Below are 11,925 nucleotides of genomic sequence, written 5' to 3'. Positions count from 1 at the left end.
GGCGGGAGCAGTAAAATTAGCCTTTTAGGATCAAGAGTTTCTTGAAAAAAATGAGGTTTTGAATTGGATTGGATTATCTAAAGATGATCCAAAATCGGTTCACTACTGCAAATACAATCCCAAGCCTTATCAGGTTTTCGGGATTTTTTGCCTTTCTCCGCCTTCAAAACCTTTGATTTTGGGCCGCGAAAAACAAAAATCCCGAGGGTATATGCCCTTGGGATTGTGCTTAATGTGAAGCGTATTGGATTCGAACCAACGACCCCTGCCCTGTCAAGGCAGTGCTCTGAACCAACTGAGCTAACGCTTCGTTTTCTTATGACGAAAATAGGCATCTTTTTAAAGAGTTAAAACTGCTTGGCCTTATTATTTAAAGAGTAATGGCGTCTATTTTAAATAAAAGTTAATTTTTATGTAACAAAAGCCGGTTAAACTAGTCCAATAACAAATTTCTAAAGCAGATATTTTTAAACTAACTACATTAATTGCAAAATACATATGAAACTTATCATTAAAGACCTCTCCAAAACCTATGGCAATGGAGTAAAAGCTATCGACAATGTGAATATTGAAATAGGCGTGGGAATGTTTGGGTTACTAGGACCCAATGGAGCGGGAAAGTCTTCGCTTATGCGGACGATTGCCACGCTACAGAGCCCAGATTCAGGCTCGATTTCTTTTGGTGATATTAATGTATTAGAAGATAAAATGTCATTAAGAAAGGTATTGGGGTATCTTCCTCAAACATTTGGAGTGTATCCTAAAATGTCTGCCGAAGCCCTATTAGATTACTTCGCCACATTAAAAGGTGTTAAAACCAAATCTGATAGACAAACTTTGGTAAAGGAAGTACTTGAAATCACTAATCTTTATGATGTAAGAAAGAAAAATGTTGCTGGATATTCTGGTGGTATGAAACAACGTTTTGGTATTGCGCAATTGTTATTAAATAATCCGAAATTGATTATTGTAGATGAGCCTACCGCTGGATTAGACCCGGCGGAACGTCACCGCTTTTTAAATGTACTGCGCGAAGTTGGTACAAATAGTACCGTAATATTTTCAACCCACATTGTAGAGGATGTAAAAGAGCTTTGTAATGAAATGGCGATTTTAAACGGTGGCCGTATTTTAAAACATACCACTCCTATGGAAGCCACTGCGGAATTGGATGGAAAAATATGGACTAAGGTAATCGAGCGGGATGATTTGGAGTCGATGGAAGCTTCATACAACATATTATCATCTAATTACAATCAAGATAATACACTAAATATTCGTGTACATGCATTAGAAAAACCCGCCTCGGATTTTGAAAATGCCAAACCACAATTGGACGACGTTTATTTTATCGCCTTAAAAGAAGGGGAATCAGTAGGCGCTTAATCAATATTTAGTTTTAATTTATTAAGATATTATCTATGTTTTCTACCATATTCATGAACGAACTAAGGTATTGGTTTAAACGACCTGCCTTTTATATATATGCTGCTATATTTTTCTTGTTGTCAATACTTATTGCAGCAGCTTCGGCTGGTATATTTGATTCTGTAACTGCTACAACTGGATCAGCCAATATTGTGAACTCTCCCATTGGAATTATGGGAGCAATTAATGGTCTCGCTACTCTAATTATATTCCTTTTTCCTTCAATAATTGGTGTTGCTATTTATAGAGATTATAAGAGCGAGATGCATACTATATTGTATTCGTATCCTTTTACTAAAGCCAACTATTTATTTGCAAAGTTCTTTAGTGGAGTTTTTGTGGTTTCGATTGTTGTCCTCTGCATTGCCTTAGGTGTTTTCATAGGTTTTAGGTTGCCAGGTACTAACCCAGATATCGTAACTGGGTTTAACTTTCAGTCATACGTCTCAGCCTTTGGTGTTTACGCATTACCAAACATTGTTCTATTTGGTGCGATCATTTTTGCAGTGGTAACATTTACAAGAAATATTGCCGCCGGTTTTATAGTGGCTGTAATTATAGTTTTTGGAAGGGATCTTTTAGATGGCCTTATTACAAATCCAGATAATCGCTATATGGGCGCATTAATGGATCCTTTTGGTTTTTCTGCATCTGATTATTATACAAAGTACTGGACCGTTTCCGAAAAAAATGAATTACAGCTTCCTATTAAAGGCGTTATCATATATAACCGATTAATCTGGCTAGGTGTTGCTTCACTGATTTTTGGACTAGTATTTAGGGTGTTCAGTTTTAGCCAAAATGCCATTTCTTTTTCTTTTAGAAAACAAAAAGGAGAACGATCTACAAAAAGCAATTTTGGAGGGATTACTCGAATTAACCTTCCAAAAGTACAATTGGACTATTCTTTTCTTCAGAATTTAAGAACCACTTGGAGGCTGTCTAATACCGATTTTAAGTATATCATCAAAAGCTGGCCTTTCATATGCATCGTGTTTATAGGTTTGATTTTTATAGTAATTAATATTTCAGAGGTTGGAAATCTATTTGGAACAAAGACCTTGCCTATGACCTGGAAGATGCTAGACAAGGGTGATGCTTTTTACCTTTCCATTATTATCTGTACATTTTTATATGCAGGTATGTTGGTGCATCGTGGTAAAATTGCTAGAGTCAACCATTTGGTAGATGCCTCACCAATTCCAAACTGGACATTATTTGGTTCGAAGTTTTTAGCATTATTGAAAATGCAATTACTGTTATTGACTGTAATAATGGTTTCCGGTCTTATTTATCAAATATCACAGGGCTTTAGTTCTTTTGAGATATGGCATTATATGTTCGAGCTTTATGTGTTGAACTTCATAGTCTTTATTATTTGGGCATTTTTAGCAATGTTTGTTCAAACGCTTGTTGGTAATCCATATTTAGGCTTGTTTATTCTTTTAGTGATTGTAATTGGTTTACCGTTTTTAAGCTTAGCTGGCATTGAGCAGGCAATCTTTAAGTATAACCAAGGAGGAGGTTTTAGTTATACCGATATGACCAACTATGGTTCTCTATCGCGATTCTTAATTTATAGAAGTTATTGGACCTTATGTGGCTTAACCTTATTAGTGATGACTACGCTATTTTGGGTTCGAGGTTTACCTCATTCTTTTAAAGAAAGATTGGCTATTGCTAAGTCCAGATTTAAAGGAATAACAGTTGCTGCTTTCGTATTGTTCTTTGTTAGTTTTTTGACTATGGGTTTTAGAATTTATTATGAGAATAACATCGAAAACGAACGAACTTCGTCTAAAGAACGTGAACTTCAAAACGTCGAATGGGAAAAGACCTATAAAAAGTATCAAGGTGCTTTACAGCCAAGAATCGTGTCGGTAAAAGCTGATATGAATATCTATCCTAAATCCAGAGATTTTAAGGCCAGTGCCGAGTATGTTATGATCAATAAGACTGATCAGGCAATCGATAGTATTTTCTTGAATCATAACAGCTACCCGAGCACTTTTAATTTTGATAGGGAGAATACATTGGTATCTGAAGATACGTTGTATAATTTTGATATTTATAGGTTGAAACAACCTTTATTGCCTGGCGATACACTTGGACTTAGTATTACCGTCGAAAATGAGTCAAATACATCGTTACGCCGAAATTCACCGGTAGAAGAAAATGGCACGTTCATTAACAACTTTTCGATTTTCCCGACATTGGGGTATAGCGACGGAGGTGAATTACGTGATAATAAAACACGCAAGAAATACGATTTACCACCTAATGAGCTGAAGCCACATCCATCTGATTCTACAGCATTGACCAATACGTATATACGAAGCGATTCAGATTGGATTGATTTCGAAACGACCGTAAGTACTTCTGAAGACCAAATAGCAATCGCACCTGGTTATTTGCAAAAAGAATGGGTAGAAGACGGTCGGCGTTATTTCCACTATAAAATGGATAGTAAAATATTGAATTTCTTTGCCTATAACTCTGCTAGATATAAGGTAGTTCGTGATAAATGGAAAGATGTGAACTTAGAAATATATCACCACGAATGGCACGATTATAATATTGAGCGTTTTATGAAAGGCCTAAAAGCGTCTTTAGCATATAATTCTGAGAATTTTGGTCCCTACCAACATAAACAATTGCGTATAGTAGAGTTTCCGTCCGGAAGTTTTGCACAATCGTTCCCAAATACGATTCCATATGCTGGTGATGCAGGTTTTATTGCTGATGTAGATGACAGCGAAGAAGGTGGTGTTGATTACCCATTTGCCATTACTGTACACGAAGTGGCTCACCAATGGTGGGCACATCAAGTAATTGGGGCTGATGTATTAGGAGCCACCATGTTGTCTGAGAGTTTATCAGAATATGTTTCCTTAAAGGTGCTGGAGCATCAGCAAGGAAAGAGAAAAATGAGAAAATTCTTGAAAAAAGCACTTGATGATTATTTATTGAGAAGAACCTTTGAACAAAAGCGCGAAAAACCACTAATGTATAATGACGGACAAGGATACATTCGCTATCAAAAAGGATCACTGATATTTTATGCGTTAAGTGATTATATCGGAGAGAAAACCTTGAATAACGCATTGAAAGATTATGTGGAAAAAGTGAAGTTTCAAGAAGCGCCTTATACAACATCGATCGATATGGTAAATCATATTAAAGCTGTCACGCCCGATTCTTTGCAGTATGTTATAAAAGATATGTTTGAGACCATCACTTTATATAAAAATAAAACCGTAGATGTTACTTCAACCGAGCTTGACAATGGTAAATATCAGATTGATATGGAGTTTAATGTAAGTAAATATCGCAATGATGAAAAGGGCAAGCGCTTTTATGGTGAAAAAGAAGGTGATACCCTGACTTACAAAACTGAAAAAATGAGGAAACCTGAGCTATCAGTAAAACTGGCGGATTATGTCGATATTGGAATTTTCGGTGAGGAAGAAGATGAGGAAGGCAATCTAAAAGAGGTAGAGCTTTATTTGCAAAAACATAAGGTGACTCAAATTAATAACAAGCTTACCATTATAGTTGACAAAAAACCAGTTGAGGTTGGCGTCGATCCATATAATAAATTAATCGATACAAACTCTAACGATAACAGGAGGAAATTATAACGTCTAGATAGTTTTAATGAGAAAACCCATAAGTAAATAAGCTTATGGGTTTTTTAATACCCACTTTTCAGGGATTAGCACTATTGAAAACTAGTTTATCTTTGATAACTCTAAAAACAAGAAAATGAAAAAAATAATTGTCCTATTTATTAATCTATTCATCATACAGCTTATGGCAGCACAAGAAGCTCAACTTCCATTGAAAGAAATTCCGACAGCACCTGATACTTTTTCATCTGGAAATATGGTTGCACGAATGATAGAAGGTTTAGGATTTAGATATTATTGGGCTTCAAAAGACTTAAAAGAGGAAGATCTAGCTTATAAACCAAGTGATGATGCTAGAAATATAATGGAAACCTTACAACATATCTATGGTTTAACAAACGTGATTAAAAATGGACCAACGAGCACTGCAAATGGCAGAGGCGAAGATCTATCTAAATACAGTTATGGCGAATTACGGAAAATGACACTTGACAATTTAAATGAAGCAGCACTTTTAATGCGCGATAAAACATCCGATGATGTAGCCAATATGAAAGTTGTTTTTGATAGAGGAGGGCAGACATCAGAATTCCCATTTTGGAATATGATTAACGGTCCAATAGCCGATGCAATTTACCATACAGGGCAGGTGGTTACCATGCGACGGTCTAATGGAAATCCAATCAATCCTAAAATAAGCGTATTTACAGGTAAAGTAAGAGAGTAATCAGCGCTATTAGAAAAAGGAAAAATGAGACTTTCTTGGAGTTTGACAGAAAGATGATTTACTAAGTAATAACGTGCTAATTATTTAATGAAAACACTGCAGTTTTTAAGATAAAAAGTAGGGTGTAAAGGACCCAGTGAGTATCTTTGTAAAACTCACTTTTTAATGCCTAGAATATGGATAATCTAGATGCGGCTCGGCTGCAAATGGCATTCACACTTATCTTTCATATTGTTTTTGCCTGTATTGGTATGGTAATGCCTTTTTTTATGGTTGTATCACATAGAAAATGGCTAAAAACAAGAAATCCAATTTACTTGACACTTACAAAATCTTGGCAAAAAGGAGTAGCAATCTTTTTCGTTACTGGTGCTGTTTCAGGCACTGCTTTATCTTTTGAGTTAGGGCTGTTATGGCCTGGATTCATGGAGCATGCAGGTCCTATTATTGGTATGCCATTTTCTTTAGAGGGAGCTGCCTTTTTTGTTGAGGCAATTGCACTTGGTTTTTATTTATATGGATGGGATAAAGTACCTGAAAAATTTCATTTGTTTACTGGTGTAATTGTAGGTTTGGCAGGTGTAGCTTCTGGAATTTTGGTGGTGTCTGCTAATGGATGGATGAACGCACCTTCGGGTTTCGATTTTGTAAACGGAGAATTCCTGAATATCGATCCTATTAAAGCATTTTTAAATCCAGCTTGGTTTACTCAAGCACTTCATATGACCTTAGCTGCATTTACTGCAACTGGATTTGCCGTAGCCGGAATCCATGCTTTTCAAATATGGAAAAAACGGAATGTCGAACTTCATAAAAAGGCATTTAAAATAGCGATTACTTTCGGAGCAATTGCTGCTATCTTACAACCACTTAGTGGGGATCTTTCAGCAAAGGATATTGCAGTTCGTCAACCTGTAAAGTTAGCAGCTATGGAAGCGCACTATGAGACGACCAAAGGTGCACCACTTTATATTGGCGGTATTGTCGATACGGAGGCTAAAGAGGTGAATTATAAGATTGCAATACCTAAAGCACTTTCATTTCTTGCTTTTGGTGATTTTGATGCTGAGGTAAAGGGATTAAATGATTTTCCTGAAGATGAGATTCCGAATGTTGCAATTACGCACTATGCTTTTCAAACAATGGTAGGCTTAGGATCGATTTTGGCACTTGCTGGGGTTTTATTTTTTATTGCAAATTATAAAAAGAAAAGCTGGCTTGGTAAAAGTAAGTTTTGGCTGTTGTTTGTATTACTTGCTCCAGCAGGTTTTATTGCTTTAGAAGCTGGTTGGATCGTAACTGAAGTAGGTCGTCAACCATGGATAATTCATGGTGTAATGAAAACAAAAGATGCCGTTACACCTGTACCTGGTATAATCGTTAGTTTTTACATGTATGTATGCTTGTATGCCACCCTTTCAATTGCTGTGACTTGGCTGATGATTCGACAAATAAAAGCACTGAATTTAAAAGAGCATAAGTAATATGATTTATGTAGTATTAGGTTTTTTAGCTATTTCTTTTGTACTCTATGTGCTACTAGCGGGAGCAGATTTTGGTGCAGGTATTATTGAATTATTTTCTTCTAAAAAGAATCAACAGCTCACAAAAAAAACTGTCTATAGGGTAATGGGACCTGTTTGGGAGGCAAACCACATATGGATCATATTAATGATTGTTATTATGTGGATAGCGTTTCCGAAATACTATAATATTCTGGTGGTATACTTACACATTCCGTTAACCTTGGTGCTATTAGGAATTACCCTGCGAGGCGTTGCATTTGTTTTTAGACATTATGATGCCTTTAAAGATCGATCTCAATTACTATATGATTGGATGTTTAGAATATCAAGCTTAGTAACGCCTATTTTTCTAGGTCTCACTTTTGGAGCCTGTTTGCAAGGAGAAATCATTATGGGCTCCAATGATGTTAACTATAGTTTTACCGAATTGTATATATCGCCCTGGCTTAATAGCTTTTCACTATTAGTAGGCGTGTTTTTTGCAGCTTTATGCGCGTTTTTAGCGTCTATTTTGTTAATAGGTGAATCAGATAGAGAAAGCAGAACTATTTATGTAAAGAAAGCCTTGATAGCAACTATAACTGTAGTGCTAATTGGTTTTATCACCTTGATTATAGGTTATTTTAGCAGTAGTGATTTTGTAAATAGTTTTTTATCTAATGTATATGCAATTGGTTTGGCCATTGCTTCTAGTGTTTTGTTAGTTCCCTTATGGTTTGCAATCAGAAATGGGAAGCGGGTATTAAGTCGTTTATTTGCTGGGCTGCAAGTGCTATTTGTGCTGTTTGTTCCTATTATTGCTCATTATCCTAATATATTACATACTCGCTCTGGTGAATTAAATATTTTAAGCGAAATCGCATCGCCCTCGGTTGTGAATGTATTAGGGATTTCTTTACTTATTGGAGGTGCTCTTATTTTACCCGGACTATTTCATCTTTTTAAGTCATTTAAGATGATTAAAATATTAGAAAGGTGATTATTTGCTTTTATCTGCAACCTTATAACTGATATACTTTCGCTTCATCCATAAGTAGGCAAAACAATCCATCAAAGGACCTACGGATCTGTTCCAAACTCCAAATTTCGCAGTTCCAGCAATTCGTTCAAAATGCCGAACAGGAATCTGCTTAACTTTCCCATTTTGTAGCAAGATCATAGCAGGAAGAAAGCGATGAAGACCTCTAAACATGGGAATACGTTTGGCATAATCAGTTTTAATGATTTTAAGCGGGCAATTGGTGTCAGTCATTCCATCTTTTGTAAACCATCGTCTCACCGTATTTGCGATGGTAGAAGACAGGTTTTTTATGAATGAGTCCTGTCGGTTTGATCTGACTCCTGTAATGAGGTCAAATTCTTCAACATATGGAAGTAGTAGCTCGAAATCATCAGGGTGTGTTTGTAAGTCGGCATCGATGTAGCCAATTAAAGGAGTTGCAGCATGATCAAATCCCGCTTTTATAGCTGCGCTGAGTCCATAATTCTTGTCGAATGAAATATACTTAAATGCTGAATTTGATTTGCATATTGACTCTATAATAGACTGACTTTTGTCATTCGATCCATCATTAATAAATAAAACACAAGCTGTAGCTGAAGCTTTTTCCAAATAACCTTCCAACTCATTTTGCGCCCTATTCAAATTGTCCTGTTCATTATAAACAGGAATGATAATAGTTAAGGTATAATTGGTGTCTGACAAGTGGTTATTGTTGCTTAATAAATCTAGGTAAAATTAAGAATTGAAATAAGATGAAATATTTTTCTTTTTCTTTTGTCAAAATTAAAAACAAAACTATATTTGCACCCGCTAACAGCAATAAGGGCGCTTAGCTCAGTTGGTTCAGAGCACCTCGTTTACACCGAGGGGGTCGGGGGTTCGAATCCCTCAGCGCCCACATCAAGCAGAATCCCGTTAAAACTATAGTTTTAACGGGATTTTTTCATTTCAAAAATAAGCCGAGCGAGCTCGAGCATATTTTTGAAATGAAAAAAGACCAAGGATGCGAGAGCATCCTACGGGATTCTATTTGCAGAAGTGGTTTCGCAATGGGATATTCAATCCCTCATTAAAAATCATTCACCAAATACCTCTATTATCCCTAATAGAATTAAAAAAATAGAGCCGTAACATCAACAAAAACAGTGGTTTCTAAAGAAATGACTAAATAAATGAAAATTTAGGTAGGGTATTTTGGGTTGTAGTTGTTTTATATGTGTAAATCGATAATAACGAAACACTGATTGAAAATGCCCCTTTCAACAGCAAGTTTCAAAAAAATATAGAAACCGATTTTAGTGATGTTTGATCGGATTTCATAACAATTTACATTAGGTTTTTGGTTGGGAAAAAAGGTCGTATTTCTTAGGAAATTCGGCCTTTTTCATTTCTAATAGTTTATCAAATTACTTCAGCCACGACAAACGTACTTCCGCCAACAAATACAACATCTTCGCTTTTAGCCTTATCCTTTGCATTGTGGAATGCATCTGGAACAGATTCATAAATACTTCCTGTTAATCCAGACTTTTTAGCTTCTTTATGCAATGTTTTAGTGTCTAAAGCACGCGGAATTTTAGGCGAACAGAAGTAGTAGGTCGCACTTTTAGGAAACAATGGTAGAATATCACTTAGATTTTTATCCTTAACAATTCCCAAAACGATATGTAGGGTTTGGTAGTTTTCTTTTCGGAGTTGATTTAGTACTAGGCTTAATCCCTCTTTATTGTGAGCAGTATCACAAATGATTTTCGGTTTTTGCTGCAATACTTGCCATCTACCTTGAAGGTTGGTGTTTTTGAGAACATTAGATAGTCCGTTTTTTATATGAGTATTATTGATCTTAAATCCTCTATTTGCTAGTTGATAAGTTGCAGCAATAGCGGTTTTACAGTTTTTCTCTTGATAATTACCTAGAAGATCGGATTTATAGGTTTCCGAAGTACTTGTCTCCGCAACTGTCATAGGAGCATTTCGCTCGCTGGCTAGATGTCTAAATATTGGAATTGTTTCTTCTTGTAATTCGCCAATTACAACCGGAATATCTTTCTTAATAATACCAGCTTTTTCAGCTGCAATTAGGGGTAAGGTGTCCCCTAAATATGCCGTATGATCAAAACCAATATTAGTGATAACTGAGACTTCGGGAGTAATGATGTTTGTGGAATCCAAACGTCCGCCTAATCCCACTTCAATAACGGCAATGTCAACTTGCTTTTTCGCGAAATAATCGAATGCCATTCCAACAGTCATTTCAAAAAAAGACAGCGAATTGGTTTCAAAAAAATTCCAGTTGCGATGTACAAATCCTCTGACGAATTGTTTGCTAACAGCTTTTCCGTTAATTCTAATGCGCTCTCTAAAATCCTTTAGATGAGGCGAAGTGTATAATCCAACCTTATAGCCTGCTTCTTGCAAAATCGAGGCGATCATATGAGAAGTAGAACCTTTTCCATTGGTTCCTGCAACATGAATAGTCTTAAATGTGCGATGAGGATTTTTTAGATGTTCATCTAGTTTCTGTATATTGGAAAGATCTGCCTTATAAGCCACTTTTCCCACTTTTTGGTACATAGGAAGTTGGTTAAACAACCAATCGATAGTCTCGGAATAAGTGGAATTTTTATTCAAGTTTCAAAGTAGTTTCGAAACGCTAAATTACTCAGTAAGTTTAAAATTGTAAATGATTTTACCGACTTGTTTGTCTGGTGCGCTGCTATCAGACTCCCATTTGGTTTTTAGAGCGGCCGCTTTTGCTTTATCTAGCAGGCAAGATGCGCTATTGGTAGTCCCTCTTGCGCCTGGTGTAGCACTTATCACCTTTCCACTTCGGTTTACAGATATTTGTACCACTACTACACCTTCCTCGTTACAAATATATTCTGGTTTTGGTCTTGATAGTGGAGCTCGACCTCCTAACTGATAATTACCCCCGCGACCGTTACCAGCTTTACCATAATAGCCACTAGCATTAGGGTCACCACTTTCTTTGCCTTTATCTCCTGCTTGGTTGTCATCTCCTTCACTTCCGGAGTCAGTTCCATCCGAATCGGTTACTCCACCTAGCAATGCATCTAGTTTTTTCTTTTTAGCGTCTTGCTCTGCTTTTGCCTTTGCTATAGCAGCTAGACGTTCTCGTTCTTTTCGTTCGGCCTCCTCGCGTTCCTTGCGTTCAGCATCTGCTTTTGCTTTTCGCTCAGCAGCCTCCGCAATTTTTTTAGCTTCTTCAGCTTTTTTTATAGCTATTGCTTCTTCTTGCTCCTGCGTTAATACATTTTCTGCTTTTGTAGTCTCTGCAGCTTTGGCAGGCTCGCTAGGCTTAGCTTCTTCTTGAGGTTTTGTTTCTTCAACCTTTTCTGGTTCGGAAATTTTAGGAGTAGGGGCTTGTCTAATTTTTTGCTTTGGTTGTTTGTTGCCGCTTCCAAAATCAGTAGTGCCAAAATTGACTTCCATTCCGTACTCAACAGGAATATCATCGGGATCTAATGTGACAAAAAAGAATAATAGGAACAAAATGACTATACCGATTACGGTTGTAATCGCTGCCGACTGTTTCTCATATTTTGTTTTAAATCCCCTCATCTTTTTGGTATGCAGTCTTTAGTGTTCAGT

Annotated in this window: 8 protein-coding genes and 2 tRNA genes; 6 read left to right on the top strand and 4 right to left on the bottom strand. The window is 36.5% G+C overall.

Going from position 1 to position 11,925, the window contains the following annotated elements; genetic code table 11:
• Positions 1 to 235 precede the first annotated feature (235 nt).
• Positions 236 to 310, bottom strand: a tRNA-Val gene (locus tag GWK10_RS15680).
• A gap of 188 nt (positions 311 to 498) precedes the next feature.
• Between GWK10_RS15680 and GWK10_RS15675 the strand changes: the two genes are divergently transcribed.
• From GWK10_RS15675 to GWK10_RS15655, 5 genes are all read left to right on the top strand, one after another.
• Positions 499 to 1,386 carry an ABC transporter ATP-binding protein gene (locus GWK10_RS15675; protein ID WP_164033337.1) on the top strand — a complete coding sequence of 296 codons (888 nt, stop codon included), beginning with the start codon at positions 499 to 501 and terminating at the stop codon, positions 1,384 to 1,386.
• 35 nt (positions 1,387 to 1,421) lie between these two features.
• Positions 1,422 to 5,069 (top strand): M1 family aminopeptidase, encoded by a 3,648-nt coding sequence (locus tag GWK10_RS15670; RefSeq protein ID WP_164033336.1) that lies wholly within the window; start codon positions 1,422 to 1,424, stop codon positions 5,067 to 5,069.
• 124 nt (positions 5,070 to 5,193) lie between these two features.
• Complete coding sequence (locus GWK10_RS15665; protein ID WP_164033335.1) at positions 5,194 to 5,784, top strand: DinB family protein; 591 nt, start codon at positions 5,194 to 5,196, stop codon at positions 5,782 to 5,784.
• Positions 5,785 to 5,960: 176 nt separating this feature from the next.
• On the top strand, positions 5,961 to 7,268 hold the full coding sequence (locus GWK10_RS15660) for a cytochrome ubiquinol oxidase subunit I (protein ID WP_164033334.1): 1,308 nt from the start codon (positions 5,961 to 5,963) through the stop codon (positions 7,266 to 7,268).
• Position 7,269: 1 nt separating this feature from the next.
• Positions 7,270 to 8,289, top strand: a complete 1,020-nt coding sequence (locus GWK10_RS15655) for a cytochrome d ubiquinol oxidase subunit II (protein WP_164033333.1) — start codon at positions 7,270 to 7,272, stop codon at positions 8,287 to 8,289.
• Here the strand turns inward: GWK10_RS15655 and GWK10_RS15650 are convergent, their stop codons facing one another.
• A complete protein-coding gene (locus tag GWK10_RS15650; RefSeq protein WP_164033332.1) occupies positions 8,290 to 9,015 on the bottom strand; it encodes a glycosyltransferase in 726 nt (241 codons plus the stop codon).
• Between the two features lie 121 nt (positions 9,016 to 9,136).
• Here GWK10_RS15650 and GWK10_RS15645 point away from each other — a divergent pair.
• Positions 9,137 to 9,211, top strand: a tRNA-Val gene (locus GWK10_RS15645).
• A 503-nt stretch (positions 9,212 to 9,714) separates the two neighbouring features.
• Here GWK10_RS15645 and GWK10_RS15640 read toward each other — a convergent pair.
• The gene (locus GWK10_RS15640) at positions 9,715 to 10,887 is read right to left on the bottom strand and encodes a bifunctional folylpolyglutamate synthase/dihydrofolate synthase (RefSeq protein ID WP_164033331.1); all 1,173 of its coding nucleotides are present in this window, start codon (positions 10,885 to 10,887) and stop codon (positions 9,715 to 9,717) included.
• An 84-nt stretch (positions 10,888 to 10,971) separates the two neighbouring features.
• On the bottom strand, positions 10,972 to 11,895 hold the full coding sequence (locus GWK10_RS15635) for an energy transducer TonB (RefSeq protein WP_164033330.1): 924 nt from the start codon (positions 11,893 to 11,895) through the stop codon (positions 10,972 to 10,974).
• Positions 11,896 to 11,925 lie beyond the last annotated feature (30 nt).

Origin of the sequence: Spongiivirga citrea (assembly GCF_010671565.1) — a bacterium.
Classification (GTDB): Bacteria; Bacteroidota; Bacteroidia; order Flavobacteriales; family Flavobacteriaceae; genus Spongiivirga; species Spongiivirga citrea.
The sequence above is the reverse complement of the archived record's forward strand: the minus strand, read 5'-3'. Positions and strand labels throughout refer to the sequence as shown.

Bases quoted from the DNA above. Each gene is read 5' to 3' on its own strand.
- GWK10_RS15675 (WP_164033337.1), top strand. From the start codon at position 499: ATGAAACTTATCATTAAAGACCTCTCCAAAACCTATGGCAATGGAGTA.
- GWK10_RS15670 (WP_164033336.1), top strand. From the start codon at position 1,422: ATGTTTTCTACCATATTCATGAACGAACTAAGGTATTGGTTTAAACGA.
- GWK10_RS15665 (WP_164033335.1), top strand. From the start codon at position 5,194: ATGAAAAAAATAATTGTCCTATTTATTAATCTATTCATCATACAGCTT.
- GWK10_RS15660 (WP_164033334.1), top strand. From the start codon at position 5,961: ATGGATAATCTAGATGCGGCTCGGCTGCAAATGGCATTCACACTTATC.
- GWK10_RS15655 (WP_164033333.1), top strand. From the start codon at position 7,270: ATGATTTATGTAGTATTAGGTTTTTTAGCTATTTCTTTTGTACTCTAT.
- GWK10_RS15640 (WP_164033331.1), bottom strand. From the start codon at position 10,887: ATGTACCAAAAAGTGGGAAAAGTGGCTTATAAGGCAGATCTTTCCAAT.
- GWK10_RS15635 (WP_164033330.1), bottom strand. From the start codon at position 11,895: ATGAGGGGATTTAAAACAAAATATGAGAAACAGTCGGCAGCGATTACA.